This window comes from Acinetobacter sp. NIPH 817 (assembly GCF_000368405.1).
Taxonomy (GTDB): Bacteria; Pseudomonadota; Gammaproteobacteria; order Pseudomonadales; family Moraxellaceae; genus Acinetobacter.
The window spans coordinates 135412-159149 of record NZ_KB849420.1 but is presented as its reverse complement, the minus strand read 5'-3'; the positions used below and the strand labels follow the sequence as shown (position 1 = coordinate 159149).

Genomic DNA, 23738 nt, shown 5'->3' with positions numbered 1-23738 from the left:
AGAGCTTTTTAGCTCTTTTATTTTATGAGACGCAAAAAAACGAGCCGAAGCTCGTTTTTTATTTTAGATCTTACCAGTAGAAGTTCACACCAACTTTACCAACTGGCATCCATTCATACTTATTATCGTTACGAATTTCATTTGCTTCTTTATCAACAGCATCTTGAGCAGATGTTGGATTACCTGTTACAGGAGCAAGATTGTACTGAGTTAATTGAACTGATGGATTACCAGTATAATATGCACCTACCTCACCAAACACACCCCAATTTTTATTGAATTTTGGAGCAAAACCAAAACCTAAGTATGGAGCAATATCATTTTTATAAGACATTTTACCTCTTACACCGCCCTCTTGACCAGCAACTGCTTGTTGATAGTTCTTACCATCAATTGATAAAGTTTCACCATTACCAATACGTTTAGCTAAGTCATAATCATTATCTAGATAAGCAGCACCAGCAGCTACATATAAGCCTTGAGCCCATGGATTAGAACTAGCACCCCATGGACGAATCTCAGCATTTAAATAGATATTGTTATTATCCATATCTAGGTCATATTTCGTACCATTTACAGAAACATCATCTGTCCACGAAATGTCACCACCATTATAACCAAGAGCCAAACCTACATATGGGTTTGCTTGCCATAATAAAGCACCACCGTAACCAGTTGTACCTACCTCAGCACGCACCCCTACAGGAAGTAATTGTTTTTGGTCAAATGCATAGCTGTCATGAACAACGGCTTCATCTGCCATTACAGCGCCAGCAGCGAATAAAGCTGTTGTTGTTACTAATACACGTAATGCTTTCATAGTTTTCTCCTCAAAAAGGCTCTGTTTTTAATTTTGTGACTAAAATCATAATAAAAGAGCTTAGATTCTTTTTTATACAAAAAATGCTAGATTTCTGTTATTTTTTGATACAAATTGAGTTAAATTTTTATTTTCTAATCATTTTTGTGTAAAAAACACTTGATTATCTAATAAGCTTAATTTCATTTAACCTATTTGTATCCTCAATTAAACGTAACACGTTTTTTGAAAGATTCTTGTCACAAATTAGTGTAAAATCTTTAAAATTTTTTATGGAAGGAAGATCATGTCTCAGCTTTCTACGATCATTGAGCAAGCATTTGAAGACCGCGCAAATTTTACTGCAGCAGATTGCTCAAGCAAAATCCGCCAAGCTGTTGAAGAAGCAATTGCTGGTTTAGATAACGGTACTCTTCGAGTTGCTGAAAAGATCAATGGTGAATGGGTTGTTCACCAATGGTTAAAAAAAGCTGTTTTATTATCATTTAAACTAAATGACAATAAACCAATCGAGTCATGTGATCTTCGTTTCTACGATAAAGTTGAAACTAAATTCTCTGGTTGGACTGAAGAGCAATTTAAAGCAGCAGGTGTTCGTGTTGTTCCTCCTGCTGTAGCGCGTCGTGGTAGCTTCCAAGCTAAAAACGTAGTGTTAATGCCTTCTTATGTAAACATTGGTGCTTATGTAGATGAAGGCACAATGGTTGATACATGGGCAACTGTAGGTTCATGTGCTCAAATCGGTAAAAATGTTCACTTGTCTGGTGGTGTAGGTATCGGTGGTGTTTTAGAACCATTACAAGCTAACCCAACCATTATTGAAGACAACTGCTTTATCGGTGCGCGTTCAGAAATCGTTGAAGGCGTAATTGTTGAAGAAGGCTCAGTCATTTCAATGGGCGTTTTCATTGGTCAATCAACTAAAATTTATGACCGCGAAACTGGCGAAATCCATTATGGTCGTGTACCAGCAGGTTCAGTTGTAGTTTCAGGCAGCTTGCCATCTAAATGTGGAACTTACAGCTTATACGCTGCAATTATCGTGAAAAAAGTTGATGCAAAAACACGTGCAAAAACGAGCTTGAACGATTTGTTACGCGCTGACTAATTTGCTATAACGCTCTTGCGGAGCTTTAATCGCTCCTCATCTCTACGATCCAACTGATCGTAGAGATTTTATTTTTTATATAGTGTGGTATTTCTAGAATGGCTTCCTTACGTTCCTCTGCAATTCCTGTCTCTGACCCTGCGTCTGGTTTACGCATTACCGAGATTTTTTACTCGTTGCAGGGTGAAGCGAATGCTTCTGGTTTACCGACTGTATTCATTCGCTTAACAGGCTGTCCACTACGTTGTAGTTACTGTGATACGACTTATTCTTTTGAAGGCGGAGAACGTTTTTCACTTGAACATATCATTGAAACAGCTAAACAGTATCAAACACCTTATATTTGTGTTACTGGTGGCGAACCATTAGCACAGCCAAACTGTTTGATTCTATTACAACGCTTATGTGAAGCAGGCTTTGATGTTTCTTTGGAAACTAGCGGCGCGCTCGATGTCTCAAAAGTAGATTCGCGTGTTTCTAAAGTTCTCGATTTAAAAACTCCAACTTCTGGTGAAGAACATCGCAATCTCATCAGTAATCTTGATCATTTGACTGCACATGACCAAATTAAATTCGTCATTTGTAACCGCGAAGATTATGAATGGTCAAAGCAGCAAGTTGAAAAATATCAACTGCATAAAAAAGTCAGTACCGTTTGGTTCTCCCCTGCCTTTGCAGTTGAAAAAGGTGCTGTTGGCCTGCCACGTCTAGCACGTGATCTGGCACAGTGGATACTTGATGATAAACTCCTTGTTCGCTTCCAACTTCAGTTACATAAACTGCTTTGGAACGATGAATCAGGTCGTTAATCACTCAATAAAATAAATCATTCCGAATATGGAGAAAAATATGCGCCCTCGTGCCATTGTTTTGCTTTCAGGCGGCTTAGACTCAACCACTTGCCTAGCTTGGGCACAAGCACGCTATGAATGTATTGCTATTAGTTTTATGTATGGCCAACGCTCAACGACTGAACTCGATGCAGCAAAAGCATTAGCTCAACGTGCAGGTGTTGAACATCGTGTAATTAATATTGATTTGGCGAATTTAGGTGGGTCTGCACTTACAGACCACAACATTGCCGTACCAGAACAGTTACAAGAAGGCATTCCTGTAACTTATGTACCAGCACGTAACACTATTTTCCTCTCTTATGCTCTAGCAGCAGCTGAAGTATTTAATGCCGAAGCGATTGTTATTGGTATCAATGCTGTTGATTATTCAGGATATCCTGATTGTCGTCCTGAATTTATTGATGCTTTTGCGAATATGGCGCGCTTAGCAACTAAAGCTGGCGTAGAAGGAAAACCACTTAAGTTTGAAACACCACTGTTACATTTATCCAAAGCGAATATTATACGTTTAGGGATTGAACATGGCGTAGACTATAGTCAAACGGTATCTTGCTACCAAGCAGATGCTCAAGGACGTGCGTGTGGCAAATGTGACAGTTGCCGTTTGCGTAAAGAAGGCTTTATCGAGGCTGGTGTTGCCGACCCAACACGCTATATACCGTAATAAGTAGGTAAAATTTATGAAGTTGTTAAAATCAAATCTTATTCTTTCATCTTTGTTTTCAACAGTTGCGCTTATGGCTGGTGCAGCACATGCTGCCGAAAACCCAGTTCAAGCAGCATATAAAAGTACTAACGTTAAAGGTGCATTAGTTAACGTTTGTAAAGATCAAACAGCTAAAGGCGGTAAACTAAGTTCATCTGAAGTTAGCAAATTCTGTAGCTGCCAAGTTGAAGCACAAGGTAAAGTAACTGAAGCACAAAAATGGGAAATCCAAAGTGCAATTAATGCGAAGAAAAGCCCAAGCTCTCTAGGATTTGTACAACAACAAAACCGTGATCTTAAAGCATGTTTCGGTCCTCAGTTAACAACTAAACTTGAAAAATTAACTGAAGATGCAATGAAAGCTGCTCAACAACAAGCTCCTAAAAAATAAGCTTTTGTTATTCCAAATTAAGCCTGCATTTATGCAGGCTTTTTTGTAGCTCTGTTAAAATGATCTTATCGAACTTGAACAATTTATCCGAAATAAACCATGCAAGAACAATGGAAAACCAACGCAATAAATAAGACCTCTATTGTTTCATTCAGTGGTGGTAAAGACAGCTCCCTTGCACTCTACCATGCCATGAAAACTGGCACAGTGAGTGGGCTCATTGTCATGCTGGAAGAACAAGGTCAGCGCTCTCGTTCACATGCTATGCCACTTGATATTATTCAAGCACAAGCTAAAGCAATCGGCTTACCAGTATTCATGGCTTCATCAAGCTGGAATGACTATGAAGCTAAATTTATTGAATTACTCATTCAGGCAAAACAACAAGGTGCTGAGGTACTTGTTACAGGCGATCTGGATATGCCTGAACATGGATGTTGGCATGATCGAATAACTCAACAGGTAGGACTCAAATTAGGAATGCCTCTTTGGCTTCGCCCACATCGTGAAGTTGTTGAAGAATTCATCAATCTTGGTTTCCATAGTGTGCTTGTGACAGTGAACTTAAAATTAGGAATGACAATTGAAGATTTAGGAAAAACTTTAACCTTAGAATATATAAAAGAACTTGAAAACCGCGGTATTGATCCATGTGGTGAAGGTGGTGAATTTCATACCACTGTGATTGATGGCCCAATTTTTAACAAACCAATTCCTGTAAGAAAGCTCGATATTGTTTATCATGAGGAATATGCTTTTTTACCACTTGAATTAGATCAAATTTAGCTTTTTTGAAGGATGAGAAATGACTGACAATATCCAATTACCAAATCAGGTATTCCCAACAACACAAGGTGAAGTGAACTTGACTGAGGTCGAAAATGAATGGTTAATCATTTACTTCTACCCTAAAGATTCAACTCCAGGATGTACAACACAAGCTGTTGGTTTTTCTTGTTTAAAAGATCAGTTTGATGCTTTAGGTGCCAGTATTTTTGGTGTTTCGCGCGACTCAGTAAAAGCCCACCAAAATTTTACAGAAAAGCAGGCACTGACTATTGATCTGATTAGTGATAAAGAAGAAGTACTGTGTAAACACTTCGATGTGATTAAAGAAAAAAATATGTATGGCAAAAAAGTAATGGGTATTGAACGCTCTACTTTCATTTTCCATAACAAAACTTTAGTTAAAAGCTACCGTAAAGTTAAAGCTGCTGGGCATGCGGAACAAGTTCTAGAAGACTTAAAAGCCCTTCAAACAGCTTAATAAAATTAACTAACAAAAAGCGAGTTTCACACTCGCTTTTTGTTTGCAAAGCATTACCCAATACTTTGACTTTGGCGTATCATAAAAACATTAGAATAATTATTTTAAGGCAATGATATGAGTCTACTCAAAACCTGCTCTTTGCTGCCTGCTACTCTTTTTATCGGTGCATGTAGTGCAAATACATTAGCAATATCCACTGACACGCCCACATCAATTGCTCAAATTCAAAACAATTCCAATGAAATAAGCTGCCAAGATTTACAAAACCCAGCCTATCAACAAGCTGTACTTAACACAATTAATCAGATCCGACAGCAATCACGCCAATGTGGTCAACAGTATTTCCCCGCAACTAAACCGTTGAGCTGGAGTAATAATTTATATAAAGGTGCACTTTCTCATAGTGAAGATATGGCTGCACACAACTTTCTCGGGCATGTTGGCTCAACGGGTCTGGACTTAAAATCACGTTTGAAAATTTACAATACACTTGGTAAAGCCAATGGTGAAAATGTCGCTAGTGGCCAAAAAACTTTAGGGCAAGTTATGTCTAAATGGCTAACAAGTCCCTTGCATTGTAGTAATCTAATGAATCCAAAATTCACCACTTACGCAATTGCGTGTGCTTCTGATCAGTCTGTAAAGCAAAAGAGTTATTGGACTCAACAATTTGGTACGCGTTAAAAGGAAAAATGATGCAATCTGGTTCAATCACTCCAATTTTAAGAATTTTTGATGTTGATTTAGCTCAATCATTTTATCTTGAGTTCTTAGGTTTTCAGCTTGATTGGCAACATCAATTTGAAGATAACTTTCCGTTATATTTACAAATTTCCAAAGATGATTGCGTTATTCATTTATCAGAGCATTTTGGTGATGCAAGTCCACATAGTGCAATCCGTATTTATTGGGAACATATTTATGAGCTGCACAGCGAACTAAGCAAAAAAGATTATAAATTTTCTAAGCCTCAGGTTGAAAAAACAGATTGGGAAACACTTGAACTCAGCATCACCGATCCTTTTTCCAACCGAATTATCTTTTGGGCAGATGCTTAATCATTCAGTCCGCTAAAATTTGATAATGGAATACTTTCGATATAATTCTCCATTGATCATCTTCAAACACAAATGTAAGTGCATCATAAAAATATTTAGGGTGGATAACGCATTCAACATGGACTAGCGCCAACCGTTCATTAATCACATTGATTGAATTGATTTTATCCTGTCGTGTTTGTCGCTTTGAAGCTGGAGAAATTCGACTCGCAACTATCGGAAAATATTCAGCCATACTAAGTCGTAGTACGGGATGCTCAGTTACATTGATATATATGGCATCAGGATGAAAAACATTATTTAGAAGTTGTACATCACAAAAATACAAACCATCAAAATATTGCTCTAGTTGTTTCTGAATCTCAGTAATCGGATTATTTTGCATTTTAAGTACTCAAACTTTGTCTTTTTCGTATCGCAGAAACAGTTTCACCTGCAACACCCCAGTTATCAGTTTCAACTTCATCAATGACTACAAAGGTAGTTGCAGGATCTTTATCAAGTACACGAACCACAAGCTCTGTTGCTTCTTGAATTAATTGCTGTTTTTGCTGTATTGAGACATTTTCTTTGGTAATTTGAATTAAAATATAAGGCATATAGACCTCCTTTTATAATTTTATTTAATAACAAAAGTATTAGGCTGCTTCGGCTGCAATTGCGTCTTGAACTGTTTGGCGCTCAGAAATTCTGTTCATAAAACTGGCTAAATGGCTAAAGTGTGCTAAATCAAGGCCAATAAAATCAGCCCAGCGTGTGACAACAAAAATATAAATATCAGCAATCGTAAAGTTGGTTCCTGTTAAGTAATTTTGCCCATTTAATTGTTGATCGACCCATGCATAGTGCTTATTGAGGGTTCTGCTATATACGTTTTTACTTTTTTCACTGTAAGATTCATTAAAAAATGGTGAATACGCTTTATGAATTTCAGAAGCAATAAAGTTCATCCATGAGAGAACCTCGTAACGCCCAGCGGTATTTATTTCAGCTAATAAATCTTTTCGTAAAGATTGATCAACAAGAAACTGGCTAATTACTGCACCTTCTGTTAACAATGAACCATCATCAAGTTGTAATAAAGGGACTTGTCCTTTTTGATTAAATTGATAAAAGTCTTCATTGAATTCAGTTAAATGTTGGTCCAAATCGACTTTGATTAATTCAAATGCAAATCCCAGCTCTCTTAAAACAATATGTGGTGCTAAAGAACAAGCATTGGGTGAATAATATAGTTTCATAAAATAACTGCATACAAGGTATGAAAATCATCTTATTGTTTACTTATATGTGCTTAAATAGCCCAGAACTCAAATCATTTTTTACATGGTGTAATAAATGGCTCAACAACTAAAAAGAATGATGTTTAGTAGCGTAGAGCTATTTTGCTTAGTCGCAGAAAACGAAAGCTTTTCCAAAGCGGCACTTCATGCAGGTGTTAGTCCAGCAGCTGTAAGCCGTTCAATCGCCCGATTAGAAAAGCATTTAGCCACACCACTTTTTGTGAGAACGACTCGACAAGTACGTTTGACGCCACAAGGAAAAATGTATTTTGAGGAATGCAAACAAGCATTAAATCAAATATTAGAAGCTGAGCAACAACTTAAAAACCAAAAACAACAACCTTCAGGTTTGATTCGAATTAGCGTACCAACACCTTATGGGCATTACCGAATATTGCCATTATTAGCAAAATTCTCGCAGCAATATCCAGCCATCGAAGTGGATGTTCAACTAACCAACAAAAATGTGGACTTTATTGCAGAAGGATATGACTTAGCGATTCGCGGACGACAACTTTCTGATTCAAACTTGATTGCACGCCAACTCGAACAAGCTGAGCTAATTGTGGTGGCATCGCCACAATACTTAAAAAAATTCGGCATACCGCAAAGCATTGAAGATTTACAGCATCATCAATGCATTCAATTTGTGCTACCCAGTACAGGGAAAAATGTACCGTGGCTATTCAATTCAAACCATCAAATTATTGGATATCAAAGTACAGGTAAAATCCGCTGTTTAGACGATATTCTAGGTACCATCACCCTAGCAAAACATAGTGCAGGATTATTACAAACCTACCGTTTTATAGTAGAAAAAGAGCTACAAAATGGGGAGTTGATTGAGATTCTTACAAAATTTTCAGGAACTTCACGTCCGTTTTCTCTACTCTACCCACTCAAAAAACACGAATCTTTTCATATTCGTGTTTTTATCGATTTTCTGATCAAAGAATTAAAACCACAAGCTGAATTAATTTAGATTGGTTTTATCATCTATAAGATATTTGCGTTGTAGTTCAGCATAAACTTCAGTCTCTTTAAATTCATCTAAAAATTTAATCGTTCCTACAGGAAAAAATTCCGTTTGGATTTCACCACGATAATAAGCTTCACGCATTGGCGTTGCCGAAATTGAATCTTTTAAACTATCAAGCTCAACCATAATCCATTCAGGAAACAGTCTCAAATAATAGGAAGACTCATCTTTAAAATGTCCGATCAAACCAACTTTTGAGTTCGGTTCAATTACGTCATTCACTAAAGATTTGACTTGTTTTACCCACTTTTCATCATTATAAACATCTACCACATGTACAAAACGGATGCGTTTTTGTTCTTCTAGAGAAAAATTTGACAAGATCATTTGCTCACGCTCTATTGCTAAGAACGGATTTTTAATATTACGTTCCATTTGAGCAGAACCTAGCGCCAAAACCACATAGTGGCTTTGTTGTAAGGCAATTTCAATTGTCTGCATATGAGCCAAATGAAATGGTTGAAAACGCCCTATAAAAACGAGATAGTCAAATTTATACATAATTAGATTTTCACTTTTTATGAACTCATCAGTAACGCTCATTACAAAAAATATGCGCCATAATGAGAACCTAAAAATTAACAACGTGGTTTAAAGCAAGGATAGTACGATGACACTTAGCTGTATTCAACAACCTCATCAACATTTAAACGCAAATTTAGAGGGTGGCGTACTCACCTTAGCCATAAATCGCCCAGATGCAAAAAATGCACTCTATGGCGAACTTTATTTATGGATTGCTCAAGCACTAGATGAAGCCGATCTCAATAAAGACGTCCGAGTGGTTGTTCTACGTGGTGTCGAGCAAGATTTTACTGCTGGTAATGACATGAAAGATTTTATGGGTTTTGTACAAAATCCAAACATGGGTCCAGCTGGAGAAGTTCCGCCATTCGTTCTACTTAAAGCGGCTGCCAAATTATCAAAACCACTTATTATTGCAGTCAAAGGTGTGGCAATTGGAATTGGCGTTACGATTTTATTACATGCAGATTTAGTTTTTGCTGACAACACTACCCTATTCCAAATTCCATTTGTAAGTCTTGGCCTTTCTCCAGAAGGTGGTGCAAGTCAATTACTCATTCAACAAGCGGGTTATCACAAAGCAGCTGAGCTTCTGCTTACTGCAAAAAAATTCAATGCTGAAACCGCAGTACAAGCTGGCTTAGTTAATGAAGTAGTTGAAGATTCTTACGCATCTGCTCAGACAACAGCTCAGCATTTAGCAGCTTTGCCCCTTGCATCATTAAAGCAAACAAAAGCGCTTATGAAGCATAATTTAGAGCAAATTATTGAATGTATTGATCATGAAGCTGAAATCTTTATGCAGCGCGTTCACTCACCTGAAATGCTAGAAGCAGTACAAGCATTTATGCAAAAACGTAAACCAGATTTCTCTCAGTTTAATTAAAATCAATTTCTATGATTTGAATAAACTCAAAGGCAGGCTCTTCATAAGGATGGCTTGCCTTTAATGCTTTCGCTACGGTCTTGGCGTTTTCTTCAATTACAATTGTTTCTACACGCCACTCATCAACTTGTTCAAGTTCACCTAGCTCTCCGATGTAAGGATCGGCGCCTTTAACTGGCTTAAACTGCCCTATTCCTTTCACTTGCCATGCGCAGTGTTCATAATTACCAATACCACCTGCACCAGCAGAGAAAATGGCTTGTTTAGTCGACTCAAGATGTGACTCAGGTACGTAATAAATCAGCTTTAACATGGGCAAAATGACTCAAAAACTAGCGAACTTGCTTTAAATCATACCGTTAAAAAAGCCTCAAAATCAAAGTCAGCTCATCATTACTAAATAATTTGCTCCAATAAAGAGGATTTGAATTGCAAGCGCTAAGCCAAATAAACGCCAGCCCATATCTTTTTTATAAAACGTTTTTATGTGATTTCCATTTTTCATCATTTTGATCTCCAATTTTTTATCGTTGTTACAGAGAAAGCAAAAATTGAACCAACCTCAAATAAAGCATAAGTGGTTAAATAGTAAGCTGCTTATACTTTTATACGTTTTTTTAAAATGCTTCAAGAGCTTCAACACTCCATATGCAGCTATTAGTTTGAAGAAATTTGAAAATTCAGTGATTTATCTTCATCCCTATAATTTTAAGCATCCGATTTCTTTAAATATCTATTCTCATATATTGTCATAGCGAAAGCTAAACCACACAAAATGACAAAACCACAGGTCATTGGAATTAATGTACCGTTATATAACTGCCCAATAATAGAGGCAAGAATAAGTGACAAGACAGAGGACGCTGCACCAATAATAGCCGATGCCATTCCAGCAACATGCCCCATTGGTTCCATCGCAATCGCGTTTAAATTACCAAACAGAGTTCCAAATAATAAAAATAAAATACAGGCATAAAGCATAAACATCCAGAATGATACAACCACGCCTAAAAGCTGAATTCCCAAGAAAATCAAAGAAATTAAGCACAAGCCTAAAAAGCCATAAATACAGATTGGGCGCATACCAAACTTCATAACAATTTTAGAGTTTGTAAATGATGCAATTCCCATCACACCAGCAAGCACGGCAAAATAAGCACTAAATTCTTGTCCTGTTTTACCAAACTGTTGCATAAAAATTTGTTGAGAAGTTCCCAAATAACCAATGAATCCACCAAAGCAAAAGCCTGCACATAGCAAATAACTCATAGTGGTTTTATTACTTACAACTTCTTTAAAGCCCTCTTGAAATGCTTGCAACCGCATAGGTAAACGATTTTCAGGAAGTAAGGTTTCTTCTAATCGTAAAGCAAACCATGCTCCAATCACTGTGGCATAAACCATATATAAAACAAAGATCTCACGCCAGCCAAAGAAATGAATAATGAGCTGTCCTAAACTCGGTGCAACTGCTGGAGCCACCATAAATACCATCATGATTAAAGACATGATGCGAGCCATTTGAGCTCCGCTGTATTTATCTCTAACAATTGAAATCGTAGCAACATAAGGCCCTGAAACACCAATACCTTGAATAAAGCGCCCAACTAAAAACCACTCAAAACTTTGTGTTGTAAAGCACAATAAACTTCCGAGAAAATAAATAATAATTCCTGTGAATAAAATGCGTTTACGCCCAATCGCATCGGATAGAGGCCCGGCAATGAGCTGCCCAATGGTCATACCAGAAAAGATACCAATGATGACCCATTGTGACTGATTATTATTTTTTAATTCAAAAACACGTCCAATCTCGCCTAAAGCAGGCAAAACTGCATCTATCGAAAAAGAAACAATCGACATGAGCAATGCCATGAGTAAAGCAAATTCACGGAAATGGATTTTTGATTTCATTTTTCTTCTCTACTATTTATTCTATTAACATTGTACTACATACAAATAAGCCACCTTACGGTGGCTTATTTCAACTTTTCTATTAACCAATAAACTTACGAGCATTACGGAACATACGTAACCATGCACCATCTTCAGTCCACTCTTCTGGACTCCAAGAGTGCTGAATTGCACGGAAAGTACGCTCAGGGTGCGGCATCATAATCGTTGCACGACCATCTTTAGAAGTAACACCAGTAATCGCTTCAGGTGAACCATTCGGGTTCAATGGATAATGTTGAGTCGGGTTACCGTGGCTATCAACATAACGCAATGCAACTTGGTTAGCTGCATTCAAGCTTGCAATATCAGCTTCACTCGCAACTGCACGACCTTCGCCATGTGCTACAGCAATCGGTAAGATTGAACCTTCCATACCATCAAGTAATACAGAAACAGATTTTTCAACACGAACGTTTACGCTACGAGCTTCAAAAACTTCTGACATATTGCGGTGGAAACGTGGCCAGTGTTCAGCACCTGGAATAAGGGGTGCCAATTGTGACAACATTTGGCAACCATTACAGATACCTAAGCTGAATGTTTCTTCACGATGGAAGAACTGTTCAAACTGATCACGTAATTTAGCATTGAACAATACTGATTTTGCCCAACCACCACCTGCTCCCATTACGTCGCCGTAAGAGAAACCACCACAAGTCACTAAACCTTCGAAATCGCTTAGGCTTACACGACCAGCAAGTAAATCGCTCATGTGTACGTCAATCGTATTAAAGCCAACTTTGTCAAAAGCTGCTGCCATTTCAATATGACCATTTACACCTTGCTCACGCAAGATTGCCATATTAGGACGACGTGTATTAATGAACGGCGCTTCAATAGGTTCATTCAAATCGAATGTTGGTTTAGCAATCAAACCTTGATGCGTATTGTCAGTAATTAATGAAAATTCCTGATCAGCAGTTTCTACGTTATCACGTAAACGTTGGATCTGATGAGATACCTCAGACCAAGCTTGTTGTAATTCAGCACGATCTAAAGTTAAACCATTTACAGATAATTGATCTGAGTTGTTTACACGACCAACTACAGCAATTGCATCTTTTAAGCTAGAAGCTGCGATTTCTGCTTGTAAAGCTTCCCAATCAGTTGCTTTAATTTGAAGTACTGCACCAATTTCTTCTGCAAATAAGCCCGCAGTAGTCTGGTTTTCTAACGCAACACCTAAACGTGCAGCAAACATCATTTCAGCTACAGAAGCTAATAAACCACCATCACCGATGTCATGGTAAGCTTGAATCAAACCACGATTGTTCCAGTCTTGGATTAAAGCGAAGAACGCTTTGAAATCATCAAAACTATCAACATCTGGAGTGATTGAACCGATTGCTTTATATACTTGAGCAAGAATCGAACCACCTAAACGGAACTGACCTTTAGATAAATCAATACGTACAAGTACTGAATCTTCTAAATTTTTAAGTTCAGGCGTTAAGGTCTTACGAACATCAGTTACTGGAGCGAATGCAGTAATTACACCCGTCATTGGAGAAGTTACGGCTTTATCTTCACCGTTATCATTCCAAGTCGTACGCATTGAAAGCGAGTCTTTACCTACTGGAATCGCAATTCCTAAAGCAGGACACATTTCCATACCAATCGCTTTCACGCCTTCAAACAATGCTTGGTCTTCACCTTTTTGACCAGCAGCAGCCATCCAGTTTGCAGAAAGTTTGATATCGCTAATTTGTTCAATGTTTGCACATGCAATATTGGTAATTGCTTCAGCAACTGCCAAACGAGCAGATGCTGCTGGATTTAACAATGCAACTGGTGGACGTTCACCCATTGCCATTGCTTCACCAGTGAAACCTTGCAAACTTGTTGTCGTTACTGCTGCATCCGCAACAGGAACCTGCCAACGACCAACCATTTGATCACGTGCAACCATACCTGTAATTGAACGGTCACCAATTGTGATCAAGAATGATTTAGACGCAACTGTAGGGTTTTTCAATACACGGAAAATCGCATCTTTCAAATCAACTTTTGAAGCGTCAAAATCATCGCCACTACGTTCAATAGTTTCATAAGAACGTTGCATACGTGGTGTACCACCAAGCATTACTTGCATTGGGATATCAACTGCATCATTTTGGAACAATGGATCTTCAACTGTTAAGTGACGTGCTTCAGTTGCTTCACCCAACACAGCAAACGGACAACGTTCACGTGCACAGATTGCTTCGAACTGCTCTAAAGATTCTGGACGAATAGCAAGAACATAACGCTCTTGTGCTTCATTTGACCAGATTTCCATTGGGCTCATGCCCGGCTCTAATGAAGGAATCTTACGAAGGTTAAGAACTGCCCCTAACTCATGATCGTTCACAAGTTCAGGCATAGCATTTGATAGACCGCCCGCGCCAACGTCGTGTACAGAAACGATTGGGTTGAAGTCTTCTAAACGCCAGCAAGTATCGATTACTTCTTGACAACGACGTTCCATTTCTGGGTTTTCACGTTGTACTGAAGCGAAATCAAGGCTTTCACCCATTGTACCGCTATCTACCGAAGATGCTGCACCGCCACCAAGACCGATTAACATTGCAGGGCCACCCAATACAATGAGTAAATCACCTGGTTGAATCGCATCTTTTTCTACGTGATCAGGACGGATATTACCGTAACCACCAGCAATCATGATTGGCTTGTGGAAGCCTTTCACTTCACCATTTACATTCTGTTCGAAAGTACGGAAATAACCATTTAACGCAGGACGACCGAATTCATTGTTGAATGCCGCGCCGCCTAATGGACCTTCAATCATGATTTGTAATGGCGAAGCCATACGTGAAGGTTTACCGTAGTTTTCTTCCCAAGGTTGTTCAAAACCTGGAATATTTAAGTTGGAAACTGTGAAACCTGTTAAACCAGCTTTTGGTTTACCACCACGACCTGTTGCACCTTCATCACGGATTTCACCGCCTGAACCTGTTGCAGCACCAGCAAATGGAGAAATTGCTGTTGGGTGGTTATGAGTTTCAACCTTCATTAAAATATGAGCAGCTTGGCTCTTATATTTATAAACAAAGTGACCATTTTCATCCGCTTTTGGATAAAAACGCATCGTGTCATAACCCACAATTACTGAAGCATTATCTTTATATGCAGATAACACATCAGTTGGAGATTCTTTATAAGTGTTTTTAATCATCTGGAACAATGATAATGGTTGTTTTTCACCATCAATTGTCCATTCAGATCCAAAGATTTTATGACGACAGTGCTCAGAGTTTGCTTGTGCAAACATCATTAACTCGATGTCATTTGGATTACGACCAAGCTTACCGAATGCTTCAGTTAAGTAATCAATTTCTTGTTCAGATAACGCAAAACCAAACTCATTGTTAGCTTTAACCAAAGCTTCTTTGCCTTGACCCAAGATATCAATTGAATTTAATGGTTTTGGAGCTGTTTCTGAAAATAATGCTTTTGCATCATCAATTTGAGCAAAAACTGTTTCTGTCATACGGTCATGAAGTACTTGTTTAACTTCATTCGTAATTTCAGTAACGCCTTTTAACGTGAATAAAAGACCACGTTCTAAACGGTGTACTGGTGTATTACAGTTTTTGAAAATATCAGTTGCTTTAGAAGACCAAGGTGAAATAGTACCCACACGTGGTGTAACTAAAATCTGAATCTCATCACTTGCAGATTGACGAAGTTCAAAAGACTCACCGTCATTCAATAATTGCAAAGCAGATTGATGTTGCTGCTCGTTGAGCGCTTGATCAAACAAATAGACCCATTGGCTGTCAAAAGATTGAACAGAACTAATTGACGATAAACGTGTTAATAGTTGAGCTTTCTTAAAAGAAGAATGTGCTGCTGCACCGGCCACGATAAACATGTTGATTTTGGCTCCACGGGCAGGTCTTGTGAACCTTACCGCAATGTGACTTTAGAGAGAGCGCATATTCTACTGCTTCTTGCTAAAATCAGCTAGATGTAGAATCAGTATTCTGTAACCTAATTCTGCAAGAAGTGAGTAGTTTTTTGTTCAAAATCATTTTTTTAGGCATTCTAGCTAAAAATAAATTGTTTCATGTTTATTCAATAACATAATAAAATCTGAACTAAGACAAACTATGTCGCACCAAGCTAGTGCTTTTAACTTTTTTTTGGCATGATCAGGTTTTACAGTTTTGAATAATGATAAATGGAACAAATGCGTTGGTTAGAGCTGCTTTCTGCAGTTCGTTTAGGTAGTAAAAAAAGCAGTACAGAACTGGCTCGTAGCCCATTCCATAAAGATTATGACCGTATTATATTTTCTCAAAGTTTTCGTCAGCTAAACCGTAAGACGCAAGTTCACCCACTCGCACAGCATGATGGCATTCATACCCGTTTAACTCACTCTCTTGAGGTTTCCTGTATTGGCCGCTCAATGGGTATGCTTGCTGCAGAAAAAATAAAAAATGAATTACCTGTCTGGATTTCTCCTGCCGATGTCGGCGCAATTATTCAAGCAGCCTGTCTTGCCCACGACATTGGCAATCCACCTTTCGGACATGCAGGTGAATATGCAATCCGTGAGTGGTTCGATGATGCATCACATGATGATTTTTTAAAAAAGCTAAGTCCCGAAGAAGAAGCCGATGTTCGCCAGTTTGAAGGTAATGCTCAAGGATTACGTTTATTAAGTCGCATTGACTATCATCCAAATGATGGAGGTATGCGTTTAACCTATGCAACCTTAGGCGCTTATTTAAAGTATCCATGGCTTTCAAAAACCATTGCGTCGCAAGGTGATCGCCCTTCTCATCAACGAGCAAAGTTTGGTTGTTATCAATCTGAAAAAGAAATTTTAAAACAGATTGCCGAACAGCTTGGCCTTATTCAGTTAGGCGAATATCATTATTGCCGTCACCCACTCACCTATTTGTTAGAAGCTGCGGATGACATTTGTTATGCCTTAATTGACTTAGAAGATGGCATTATCTTAAATATGTTGAGTTACCAAGAAGTTGAACCAATTTTCTTAAACCTTATTGCCGACTATGGTCAGCCTGAAGAATTGTCACATCCAAATAGTACATGGCAACAAAAGATTTCGGCATTACGTGGTCGTGTCATGAAACGGCTTGTAGATGAAGTCACTACAGCCTTTGCTAAACATCATTATGAAATCATTACAGGCCAGCTTAAAGGTAACCTTTTACAATATTGTTCACCCGATATTGCAATTGGTATCGAAACAGCCAAGAATCTGGCACGCGACAAAATTTTTGAACACCCACAAAAATCGGGATTAGAAATTATTGCGCATCAAAGTTTGCAAACGATTTTAGATGCATTTGTACCACTGACCACACCACATAAATCTTTAAGCTTTAAAGAACAACGTTTAATGTCTATCCTTAATCTGTATGGTGCTAACTTTAGCAATAATCATTACAGCAATATTATGCAAGTACTCGATATTATCAGTAAGTTCTCAGATCATCAGGCTTATAGCTTGGCGCAAGAGTTGCAAGGTAATAAAATAGGTTTGTTTTAATGATAAGTCGACATGTAGATAGAGGGCTCTATCCATCATTTTTTATGTATTCAGATCAGTGGGTAAAATGTCCTAAATGTTCTCATCTGAGTATCTTGAAATATGACAGTCCTTTGTCACCAGTAAATGCGCCTTATCAAGGAACTTTTTCTTTTACTTGTCTAAATTGTTGTTATCAAATTAAAGCTGAAGATAGTTCAACATCGAGTCGTCACAATGGTCATTTTTACGCCACGGCTTACCAGCGTTGCCACAGTTGTGGTGGGTCATGGCTCAAAGCAAATCAAAAGCTGAATAATTCAGGAGCTTATCCTCCATATATTCAAGCTAAATGTCATCTATGCCAAAATTTTTCAAAATTTGAAAAATATAATGTAGCTTTTGTTTTAGACCAGAAATTTGGTTATACAAACTATGGACTTGAACTTTATTTGAAAACTTCAAGTAGGCATGGAGATATATACGTTTATAATCCTACACATTTAAAAGAATTAAAAATGTTTGTTGAAGCTAATCTAAGAGAACGAACGAAACAGACTGGTAATAGCAGTTACTTTTCGCGTCTACCTGCATGGATAAAATCCACACGAAATCGAAAGGAAATTTTAAAAGCCATTTTGCGTTTAGAACAAATGGCATCTACTATTCAACCATTAACAAACAAGTGAAAGATTCAATGATCGGATGTTTAATTGGCGAAGTGTTTGCCCTAGAAGCCCCTACTGTATTACTGAATGTAAGTGGTGTGGGTTATGAAATTGATACGCCACTTTCAACATTTTGCCAATTACAAAAAGGCCAAAAAGTTACGTTATGGACACATTTAGTTGTTCGTGAAGATGCTCAGCAACTCTACGGTTTTAGTGATGCTCAAGAAAAAACAATTTTCCGCACTTTATTAAAAGTAAATGGTGTAGGCCCTAAAATGGCATTGGGTATTCTATCGACACTAAGCGTTGAGCTATTGGTTCACACCATTGAGCATGACGACATTAACACGTTAGTAAAAGTTCCGGGTGTTGGCAAAAAAACAGCTGAACGTTTAATGATTGAGCTTCGTGACCGTTTCAAAACATTAGCCCAAGGCACTTCTACTTCAGCTAGCCTGCCTCAAATTCAGTTCGCTGCAAACTCGCCTGTGGCAGAAGCAGAAGCCGCTTTGCAATCTTTAGGTTATAAGCCACTTGAAGCACAAAAAGCTGTTGCTGCGGTTAAAGCCGATTACACAGAATCAGCCGATATTATTCGTGCTGCTCTTAAATCAATGATGAAGTAAAACACTTATGCAAGACCGTCTAATCAGTGGAGCAGAAAAACCCGAAGATCATTTTGATCGGGCTATTCGACCAACTTCTCTTGCCGACTACATCGGACAACCTGTAGTACGCGAGCAAATGGAAATTTTCATTGGCGCAGCTCGCGGTCGTGGTGAAGCACTCGACCACACGCTGATTTTTGGTCCACCCGGCTTAGGTAAAACTACCCTTGCCAACATTATTGCGCGTGAAATGGGCGGAAATCTTAAATCTACTTCGGGGCCAGTTTTGGAGCGTGCCGGCGACTTAGCTGCAATGCTGACCAACCTCGAAGAAGGCGACGTCTTGTTCATTGATGAAATTCACCGCCTTTCTCCAGTGATTGAAGAAATTCTTTATCCAGCGATGGAAGACTACCAATTAGATATTATGATTGGTGAAGGGCCTGCTGCTCGTTCAATTAAACTCGATTTACCCCCGTTTACACTTGTCGCGGCTACAACACGTGCAGGTTTGCTCACCTCTCCGCTACGTGACCGTTTCGGTATTGTCCAACGTCTTGAGTTCTATTCTGTAGAAGACCTCACTCATATTGTGTCACGCTCTGCAAACTTGATGAATGTGCCCATTACAGTTGAGGGTGCAGAAGAAGTTGCACGCCGTGCCCGTGGAACGCCTCGTATTGCCAATCGTTTATTACGTCGAGTTCGTGACTATGCTCAAGTGAAAGGTACAGGCGAAGTGACTCATGAAATGGCACAACGTGCGCTTGATATGCTCAATGTTGATAAAGCTGGCTTAGACACCCTAGACCGCCGTTATTTGAGCATGCTGTTAGAGCGTTTTGATGGCGGCCCTGCTGGAGTCGAAGCGCTTGCAGCTGCTATGGCTGAAGATAGCGGCACCCTTGAAGATGTAATTGAACCGTATTTAATTCAACAAGGTTATGTGATGCGTACTGCACGAGGTCGCATTGCAACGAACCAATCTTATTTACAGTTTGGAATGACACCACCTGAGCCTAAAAACTAATCAAAGGAAGAGAATTTTCTCTTCCTTTTTTAATTCATTTATTCTTTTAACTTAAATAACAATTGTTTTATCAATAATTTAGAAACTCTATACCTTTTAAGTCTTTCTTTATACCTTATTGATTTTTTAATATTTTTAAAAACTGAATTATAAGAAATCTAGATATTAAATCTTATGAACAATAATATTTTTAGGATAAGGACATGTATAAGAAAGCCGCTTTATTTTTACCACTTGCCTTAATGAGTCAGCTAAGCCTAGCAGATTGGGTAAACGATGCTGCTCAACAAAATGAAAATCAAGTCATTCAGCTAAGACAAAACATTCACCAACACCCTGAACTCGGCAATATGGAATTTAAAACCTCAGCCCTTGTTCAAAAAGAATTAAAGTCTTATGGCATTCAAGTCAAAACAGGCTATGCGAAAACAGGTGTTGTAGGTATTTTAAAAGGTAATAAACCTGGGCCTATTATTGCGCTTAGAGCGGATATGGATGCTTTACCTATGGAAGAAAAGAGCGGTGTTTCCTTTGCCAGTAAACAAAAAGCAATTTATCAAGGTAAGGAAACCTATGTGATGCATGCATGTGGACATGATGCACACACAGCAATGTTATTAGGTGCAGCAAAAATTTTAGCTGCGAATAAAGATAAAATATCGGGCACAGTTATTTTTGTTTTTCAACCTGCTGAAGAAGGTGGTGCAGATATAGATAACTTCACTCAGGGTGATCAAATCGGTTCACGAAAAATGATCGCTGATGATGCTTTTAAAGACTATAAACCAGAAGCTATTTTTGGAATGCATGTTATTGCGGGTATGAAAAGTGGTCATCTTTATTATAAAGATGGTGCCATTTTAAATAGTGCAGACCACTTACGTATTCAGGTCAACGGCAAGCAGGTTCATGGTTCGACGCCATGGTTAGGCAGAGATCCAATTTATGCATCGGCACAAATGATTAATAATTTACAAAGTCTTATTAGCCGAAGAACAGATCTAACCCAAGGTATGGGCGTAGTCAGTATTGGCAATATTCAAGGTGGTACAGCAGGAAATGTGATTCCCGAACAGGTCAATATGATCGGTACCATTCGCTCTAATAACGAAGAAATAAGAAATAACATCTTAAAAAGTTTACCAGTCATGATTGAGCATAACGCTCAAGCCAATGATGTCACTGCTAAAGTTGAAATTGCGCCTTATGCGCCAGTCACCATGAATGACAAAACCCTTACTCAACTTATTCAGCCAACATTAGCTAAAGTTGCTGGCGAGTCAAAACTTCATGTTTTAGACCATAATGCGAGTGCAAGTGAAGATTTTGCCTATTATGGCAAGTTAATGCCCTCATTCTTTGTCTTCTTAGGGGCGACACCAGAAAATCAAGACTTAAATCAGGCTGCACCGAATCATAATCCCTATTTTATTGTAGATGACAAGACCTTAAAAACTGGAACTGAGCTACATGTAAGGTTCGTATTAGATTATCCGAATATATCAAAACAAGTCCAAACTTCATGGAAGCCCTCTTAACTTAAAAAGCTTGCTAGCCATAAGATGTAGCGTTTTTAGATTAGAAATTCAGCAATCGCAATTGAAAGGTTGTGCCATAGGACTTAGTATGCAATCTGCTAAACTGCCCCGTATTTAAAAGCAGATGTATGGCTTTTGAATGGAACCAATGTTTTATTCAAAGCCATATTTTAAATATAAAGCTCTATAGTGAACTAAAACGGAATCCTCTCATGGCGAATCATTTTGAATTCAACATTCGTGTTTATATTGAAGATACGGACGCAGGCGGTATTGTTTACCATGCCAACCACATTCGCTATATGGAACGTACCCGTACTGAATGGCTCCGTGCTTCTGGCGTTGATCATTACTGGCATCAAAAAGACTACAACTTTGTCGTACACAAAATTGACGTAAAATACATGCGTCCTATTTTAATGGATGATTTAATTACTGTTACAGCACGTGTAGTTTCATGTAAAGCTGCGTCATTTGTGTTGCAACAAAATATTTATCGTGGTGAAATCTTGCTTGCTTCTGGCGAGGTTGAGTTGGCATGTTTAAGCAAAGAACTTGTAGCTCGTCGTCTTCCAGAAGAAATACGTGATCTTATTCGTAAAGAATTGGAACAAGACTAAAAAAACAACCGGCATATGTAACTATGGCAACAAACATTGAATCAACCCTGCATATTTCTGACCTTATTTTACAGGCAAGTCCAGTCGTTCAGTTGGTCATGCTAATTTTATTGTTAGCATCAATCTTTAGTTGGTATCTGATTGCCAAGTTACATATGAGTTATAAGAAAGCGCATCAAGAAGATGAACATTTCCAGAAAATGTTCTGGTCGGGTGCTGAACTCAATACGCTTTACAACAATGCTCAGCTCAACTCAAAACGCTCAGGTCTTGAAGATATTTTTTATCAAGGGTTGAGTGAGTTTTTTAAACTTAAAAAACGTCAGGCCCCTGTTTCACAAACGATTGAAGGGACTGAACGTATTTTGCGAGTAGGTTTGAGTCGTGATCAGAGCCATCTAGAATACGGCTTAGGTACTTTAGCAAGTATTGGCTCTGTAGCTCCTTACATCGGTCTATTCGGTACCGTTTGGGGGATTATGAATGCATTTATCGGTTTAGCTGCTGTTGATCAAGTCACTTTGGCAACTGTTGCACCTGGTATTGCCGAAGCACTTATTGCAACCGCAATTGGTTTATTTGCTGCAATTCCTGCTGTGTTGGCTTTTAACCACTTCACTTCTAAAAGTGAAAGTGTTTACTCTGATCGTGCTTTATTTGCTGAAGAGATGATTGCCTTATTGCAACGTCAGTCTGTGGGTTCATCACAGGAAGATGCATAATGGCAATACAGCGTTCAGGGCGCTTTGAGCGTATAAAAAAACCATTAAAAAGTGATATGAACGTCGTACCCTATATTGACGTTATGCTCGTACTTTTGGTTATTTTCATGGTGACTGCACCCATGATTACTAGTGGTATTAAAGTCGATTTACCTCAAGCAAATAACCATCCAATCGAATCAAAAGATATGCCAGCCATGGTAACTATTGGTAAAGATGGCAATATTTATCTTCAGTATGAAGATTACAAAGATAGTGAACCATTGTCTCGTGAAAAACTTGAAGAAGTTTTAAGCGGTGCACAAAAACAAGCTGAACAAGAAAATAAACAACTCACAGTTTTAGTCAATGGTGATAAGTCTCGTCCTTATGGAGAAGTCGTATCATTGATGGCAAGTTTACAAGAAGCAGGTTTAACTCAAGTTGGCCTTCTGACAGAGCCTTTAAAATAAGCTATGAATAAAAATCAAAAGCCACACTTTAAACAAAATGCGATTGCATTGAGCTTTACACTAGGAGTTCATGCAATTGCCATTGTTGGCTTGCTTTTTTTAGGCTTGAGTAAACCACCTGAACAGCCAAAAAAGCTAACAACTATTTTAGTTAAGCCAGAAGATTTACCTCCTCCGTTAGCCAAAGAAGTTGAACAAGAGACTACAGCTACAAATGAAGCAAAAGAGGTGTTAACCCCTATTGTGGATGAAACGCTTCCTGAAAATCTTCCTGCTACGCCCCCTCCTCCGACCGCTCAACAACTTGCTGCTCAAAAGCAAAAGGTCGAACAGGCACAGCAAGTAAAATTAGCTGAACAAAAGCGTAAAGCTGAAGAAGCTGCAAAAGCTAAACAAGCAGCAGAACAGCAACGTATAGAGGAAATACAAAAGCAGCAAGCTGAAGCTAAACGCCAAGCTGAGGCTAAAATAAAATCCGAAGCCGAACAAAAACGTAAGGCTGAACAAAGTGCAAAAGCTGAAGCAGATGCCAAGGCAAGACAAAAAGTTGCTGAAGAAGCTAAACAAAAAGCAGAGACCGATGCAAAGCTAAAACGTGAGGCTCAAAAAGCCGAAAACGCTAAACTTCGAGCACAGCAAGAAGCTAAGCAAAAAGCTGAAGCAGATGCTAAAGCTAAACAGCAAAAAGCTAATGACGA

General features: G+C 38.5%; 28 protein-coding genes. 19 read left to right on the top strand and 9 right to left on the bottom strand.

The window, feature by feature from the left end; all coding sequences use genetic code 11:
* Positions 1 to 70 precede the first annotated feature (70 nt).
* A complete protein-coding gene (gene carO / locus F968_RS04350) occupies positions 71 to 820 on the bottom strand; it encodes an ornithine uptake porin CarO type 1 (RefSeq protein WP_004790707.1) in 750 nt (249 codons plus the stop codon).
* 286 nt (positions 821 to 1106) lie between these two features.
* Here carO and dapD point away from each other — a divergent pair, with 286 nt between their 5' ends.
* The 8 genes from dapD (at position 1107) to F968_RS04310 (ending at position 6207) form a co-directional block, all read left to right on the top strand.
* Positions 1107 to 1928: a 2,3,4,5-tetrahydropyridine-2,6-dicarboxylate N-succinyltransferase gene (gene dapD / locus F968_RS04345; RefSeq protein WP_004790705.1), complete on the top strand. Its 822-nt coding sequence runs from the start codon at positions 1107 to 1109 to the stop codon at positions 1926 to 1928.
* Between the two features lie 98 nt (positions 1929 to 2026).
* On the top strand, positions 2027 to 2737 hold the full coding sequence (gene queE / locus F968_RS04340) for a 7-carboxy-7-deazaguanine synthase QueE (protein ID WP_004790704.1): 711 nt from the start codon (positions 2027 to 2029) through the stop codon (positions 2735 to 2737).
* A gap of 40 nt (positions 2738 to 2777) precedes the next feature.
* Positions 2778 to 3446: a 7-cyano-7-deazaguanine synthase QueC gene (gene queC, locus F968_RS04335; RefSeq protein ID WP_004790702.1), complete on the top strand. Its 669-nt coding sequence runs from the start codon at positions 2778 to 2780 to the stop codon at positions 3444 to 3446.
* A gap of 16 nt (positions 3447 to 3462) precedes the next feature.
* On the top strand, positions 3463 to 3879 hold the full coding sequence (locus tag F968_RS04330) for a hypothetical protein (RefSeq protein ID WP_003650267.1): 417 nt from the start codon (positions 3463 to 3465) through the stop codon (positions 3877 to 3879).
* A gap of 99 nt (positions 3880 to 3978) precedes the next feature.
* Positions 3979 to 4665: a Dph6-related ATP pyrophosphatase gene (locus F968_RS04325; protein ID WP_004790700.1), complete on the top strand. Its 687-nt coding sequence runs from the start codon at positions 3979 to 3981 to the stop codon at positions 4663 to 4665.
* Positions 4666 to 4684: 19 nt separating this feature from the next.
* On the top strand, positions 4685 to 5146 hold the full coding sequence (locus F968_RS04320; RefSeq protein ID WP_004790699.1) for a peroxiredoxin: 462 nt from the start codon (positions 4685 to 4687) through the stop codon (positions 5144 to 5146).
* Positions 5147 to 5263: 117 nt separating this feature from the next.
* Positions 5264 to 5833 carry a CAP domain-containing protein gene (locus tag F968_RS04315; RefSeq protein ID WP_004790697.1) on the top strand — a complete coding sequence of 190 codons (570 nt, stop codon included), beginning with the start codon at positions 5264 to 5266 and terminating at the stop codon, positions 5831 to 5833.
* A gap of 11 nt (positions 5834 to 5844) precedes the next feature.
* Positions 5845 to 6207, top strand: a complete 363-nt coding sequence (locus tag F968_RS04310) for a glyoxalase superfamily protein (protein ID WP_004790695.1) — start codon at positions 5845 to 5847, stop codon at positions 6205 to 6207.
* Positions 6208 to 6211: 4 nt separating this feature from the next.
* Here the strand turns inward: F968_RS04310 and F968_RS04305 are convergent, their stop codons facing one another.
* The 3 genes from F968_RS04305 to gstA are packed head-to-tail and all read right to left on the bottom strand — an operon-like array spanning position 6212 to position 7448.
* Positions 6212 to 6592, bottom strand: a complete 381-nt coding sequence (locus F968_RS04305; protein ID WP_004790693.1) for a nuclear transport factor 2 family protein — start codon at positions 6590 to 6592, stop codon at positions 6212 to 6214.
* A 1-nt stretch (position 6593) separates the two neighbouring features.
* Positions 6594 to 6806, bottom strand: a complete 213-nt coding sequence (locus F968_RS04300) for a tautomerase family protein (protein ID WP_004790691.1) — start codon at positions 6804 to 6806, stop codon at positions 6594 to 6596.
* A 39-nt stretch (positions 6807 to 6845) separates the two neighbouring features.
* Entirely contained in the window at positions 6846 to 7448 is a 603-nt protein-coding gene (gstA, locus tag F968_RS04295; RefSeq protein WP_004790689.1) for a glutathione transferase GstA, read from the bottom strand.
* A 97-nt stretch (positions 7449 to 7545) separates the two neighbouring features.
* On the opposite strand from gstA, the gene F968_RS04290 reads away from it, so the two are divergent.
* Entirely contained in the window at positions 7546 to 8472 is a 927-nt protein-coding gene (locus F968_RS04290) for a LysR family transcriptional regulator (protein ID WP_004790687.1), read from the top strand.
* Here F968_RS04290 and F968_RS04285 read toward each other — a convergent pair.
* The gene (locus tag F968_RS04285) at positions 8464 to 9030 is read right to left on the bottom strand and encodes a nicotinate-nicotinamide nucleotide adenylyltransferase (protein WP_081399596.1); all 567 of its coding nucleotides are present in this window, start codon (positions 9028 to 9030) and stop codon (positions 8464 to 8466) included. The genes F968_RS04290 and F968_RS04285 overlap by 9 nt on opposite strands.
* Before the next feature lie 109 nt (positions 9031 to 9139).
* Between F968_RS04285 and F968_RS04280 the strand changes: the two genes are divergently transcribed.
* Entirely contained in the window at positions 9140 to 9940 is an 801-nt protein-coding gene (locus tag F968_RS04280) for an enoyl-CoA hydratase-related protein (RefSeq protein WP_004790682.1), read from the top strand.
* Here F968_RS04280 and F968_RS04275 read toward each other — a convergent pair.
* The 4 genes from F968_RS04275 to purL all read right to left on the bottom strand — a co-directional run bounded on the left by F968_RS04275 (position 9933) and on the right by purL (position 15770).
* Positions 9933 to 10253, bottom strand: a complete 321-nt coding sequence (locus F968_RS04275) for a YqfO family protein (RefSeq protein ID WP_004790680.1) — start codon at positions 10251 to 10253, stop codon at positions 9933 to 9935. The genes F968_RS04280 and F968_RS04275 overlap by 8 nt on opposite strands.
* Positions 10254 to 10322: 69 nt before the next feature.
* On the bottom strand, positions 10323 to 10448 hold the full coding sequence (locus F968_RS20720) for a KGW motif small protein (RefSeq protein WP_004790678.1): 126 nt from the start codon (positions 10446 to 10448) through the stop codon (positions 10323 to 10325).
* Positions 10449 to 10648: 200 nt separating this feature from the next.
* Positions 10649 to 11854, bottom strand: a complete 1206-nt coding sequence (locus tag F968_RS04270) for a multidrug effflux MFS transporter (RefSeq protein WP_004790676.1) — start codon at positions 11852 to 11854, stop codon at positions 10649 to 10651.
* A gap of 82 nt (positions 11855 to 11936) precedes the next feature.
* The gene (purL, locus tag F968_RS04265; RefSeq protein WP_004790674.1) at positions 11937 to 15770 is read right to left on the bottom strand and encodes a phosphoribosylformylglycinamidine synthase; all 3834 of its coding nucleotides are present in this window, start codon (positions 15768 to 15770) and stop codon (positions 11937 to 11939) included.
* Between the two features lie 309 nt (positions 15771 to 16079).
* On the opposite strand from purL, the gene F968_RS04260 reads away from it, so the two are divergent.
* The 9 genes from F968_RS04260 to tolA form a co-directional block, all read left to right on the top strand.
* The gene (locus F968_RS04260; RefSeq protein WP_004790671.1) at positions 16080 to 17420 is read left to right on the top strand and encodes a deoxyguanosinetriphosphate triphosphohydrolase; all 1341 of its coding nucleotides are present in this window, start codon (positions 16080 to 16082) and stop codon (positions 17418 to 17420) included.
* Positions 17420 to 18088 carry a hypothetical protein gene (locus F968_RS04255; protein ID WP_004790669.1) on the top strand — a complete coding sequence of 223 codons (669 nt, stop codon included), beginning with the start codon at positions 17420 to 17422 and terminating at the stop codon, positions 18086 to 18088. Before F968_RS04260 ends, F968_RS04255 begins: the two co-directional genes overlap by 1 nt.
* A gap of 8 nt (positions 18089 to 18096) precedes the next feature.
* Positions 18097 to 18696: a Holliday junction branch migration protein RuvA gene (gene ruvA, locus F968_RS04250; protein WP_004790667.1), complete on the top strand. Its 600-nt coding sequence runs from the start codon at positions 18097 to 18099 to the stop codon at positions 18694 to 18696.
* Positions 18697 to 18703: 7 nt separating this feature from the next.
* On the top strand, positions 18704 to 19708 hold the full coding sequence (gene ruvB / locus F968_RS04245; RefSeq protein WP_004790665.1) for a Holliday junction branch migration DNA helicase RuvB: 1005 nt from the start codon (positions 18704 to 18706) through the stop codon (positions 19706 to 19708).
* A gap of 203 nt (positions 19709 to 19911) precedes the next feature.
* Positions 19912 to 21246: a M20 family metallopeptidase gene (locus F968_RS04240; protein ID WP_004790664.1), complete on the top strand. Its 1335-nt coding sequence runs from the start codon at positions 19912 to 19914 to the stop codon at positions 21244 to 21246.
* A 212-nt stretch (positions 21247 to 21458) separates the two neighbouring features.
* The gene (gene ybgC / locus F968_RS04235; protein ID WP_004699892.1) at positions 21459 to 21866 is read left to right on the top strand and encodes a tol-pal system-associated acyl-CoA thioesterase; all 408 of its coding nucleotides are present in this window, start codon (positions 21459 to 21461) and stop codon (positions 21864 to 21866) included.
* Positions 21867 to 21889: 23 nt separating this feature from the next.
* On the top strand, positions 21890 to 22588 hold the full coding sequence (gene tolQ / locus F968_RS04230) for a protein TolQ (RefSeq protein WP_004790660.1): 699 nt from the start codon (positions 21890 to 21892) through the stop codon (positions 22586 to 22588).
* The gene (gene tolR / locus F968_RS04225) at positions 22588 to 23040 is read left to right on the top strand and encodes a protein TolR (protein WP_004790658.1); all 453 of its coding nucleotides are present in this window, start codon (positions 22588 to 22590) and stop codon (positions 23038 to 23040) included. Before tolQ ends, tolR begins: the two co-directional genes overlap by 1 nt.
* Before the next feature lie 3 nt (positions 23041 to 23043).
* Positions 23044 to 23738, top strand: a 695-nt coding sequence (gene tolA / locus F968_RS04220) for a cell envelope integrity protein TolA (RefSeq protein WP_004790656.1), incomplete at its 3' end; no start/stop codon positions are given.

Excerpts from the sequence above, each read along its gene's own strand:
- carO (WP_004790707.1), bottom strand. The coding sequence starts at position 820 with ATGAAAGCATTACGTGTATTAGTAACAACAACAGCTTTATTCGCTGCT.
- dapD (WP_004790705.1), top strand. The coding sequence starts at position 1,107 with ATGTCTCAGCTTTCTACGATCATTGAGCAAGCATTTGAAGACCGCGCA.
- queE (WP_004790704.1), top strand. The coding sequence starts at position 2,027 with ATGGCTTCCTTACGTTCCTCTGCAATTCCTGTCTCTGACCCTGCGTCT.
- queC (WP_004790702.1), top strand. The coding sequence starts at position 2,778 with ATGCGCCCTCGTGCCATTGTTTTGCTTTCAGGCGGCTTAGACTCAACC.
- F968_RS04330 (WP_003650267.1), top strand. The coding sequence starts at position 3,463 with ATGAAGTTGTTAAAATCAAATCTTATTCTTTCATCTTTGTTTTCAACA.
- F968_RS04325 (WP_004790700.1), top strand. The coding sequence starts at position 3,979 with ATGCAAGAACAATGGAAAACCAACGCAATAAATAAGACCTCTATTGTT.
- F968_RS04320 (WP_004790699.1), top strand. The coding sequence starts at position 4,685 with ATGACTGACAATATCCAATTACCAAATCAGGTATTCCCAACAACACAA.
- F968_RS04315 (WP_004790697.1), top strand. The coding sequence starts at position 5,264 with ATGAGTCTACTCAAAACCTGCTCTTTGCTGCCTGCTACTCTTTTTATC.
- F968_RS04310 (WP_004790695.1), top strand. The coding sequence starts at position 5,845 with ATGCAATCTGGTTCAATCACTCCAATTTTAAGAATTTTTGATGTTGAT.
- F968_RS04305 (WP_004790693.1), bottom strand. The coding sequence starts at position 6,592 with ATGCAAAATAATCCGATTACTGAGATTCAGAAACAACTAGAGCAATAT.
- F968_RS04300 (WP_004790691.1), bottom strand. The coding sequence starts at position 6,806 with ATGCCTTATATTTTAATTCAAATTACCAAAGAAAATGTCTCAATACAG.
- gstA (WP_004790689.1), bottom strand. The coding sequence starts at position 7,448 with ATGAAACTATATTATTCACCCAATGCTTGTTCTTTAGCACCACATATT.
- F968_RS04290 (WP_004790687.1), top strand. The coding sequence starts at position 7,546 with ATGGCTCAACAACTAAAAAGAATGATGTTTAGTAGCGTAGAGCTATTT.
- F968_RS04285 (WP_081399596.1), bottom strand. The coding sequence starts at position 9,030 with ATGTATAAATTTGACTATCTCGTTTTTATAGGGCGTTTTCAACCATTT.
- F968_RS04280 (WP_004790682.1), top strand. The coding sequence starts at position 9,140 with ATGACACTTAGCTGTATTCAACAACCTCATCAACATTTAAACGCAAAT.
- F968_RS04275 (WP_004790680.1), bottom strand. The coding sequence starts at position 10,253 with ATGTTAAAGCTGATTTATTACGTACCTGAGTCACATCTTGAGTCGACT.
- F968_RS20720 (WP_004790678.1), bottom strand. The coding sequence starts at position 10,448 with ATGATGAAAAATGGAAATCACATAAAAACGTTTTATAAAAAAGATATG.
- F968_RS04270 (WP_004790676.1), bottom strand. The coding sequence starts at position 11,854 with ATGAAATCAAAAATCCATTTCCGTGAATTTGCTTTACTCATGGCATTG.
- purL (WP_004790674.1), bottom strand. The coding sequence starts at position 15,770 with ATGTTTATCGTGGCCGGTGCAGCAGCACATTCTTCTTTTAAGAAAGCT.
- F968_RS04260 (WP_004790671.1), top strand. The coding sequence starts at position 16,080 with ATGGAACAAATGCGTTGGTTAGAGCTGCTTTCTGCAGTTCGTTTAGGT.
- F968_RS04255 (WP_004790669.1), top strand. The coding sequence starts at position 17,420 with ATGATAAGTCGACATGTAGATAGAGGGCTCTATCCATCATTTTTTATG.
- ruvA (WP_004790667.1), top strand. The coding sequence starts at position 18,097 with ATGATCGGATGTTTAATTGGCGAAGTGTTTGCCCTAGAAGCCCCTACT.
- ruvB (WP_004790665.1), top strand. The coding sequence starts at position 18,704 with ATGCAAGACCGTCTAATCAGTGGAGCAGAAAAACCCGAAGATCATTTT.
- F968_RS04240 (WP_004790664.1), top strand. The coding sequence starts at position 19,912 with ATGTATAAGAAAGCCGCTTTATTTTTACCACTTGCCTTAATGAGTCAG.
- ybgC (WP_004699892.1), top strand. The coding sequence starts at position 21,459 with ATGGCGAATCATTTTGAATTCAACATTCGTGTTTATATTGAAGATACG.
- tolQ (WP_004790660.1), top strand. The coding sequence starts at position 21,890 with ATGGCAACAAACATTGAATCAACCCTGCATATTTCTGACCTTATTTTA.
- tolR (WP_004790658.1), top strand. The coding sequence starts at position 22,588 with ATGGCAATACAGCGTTCAGGGCGCTTTGAGCGTATAAAAAAACCATTA.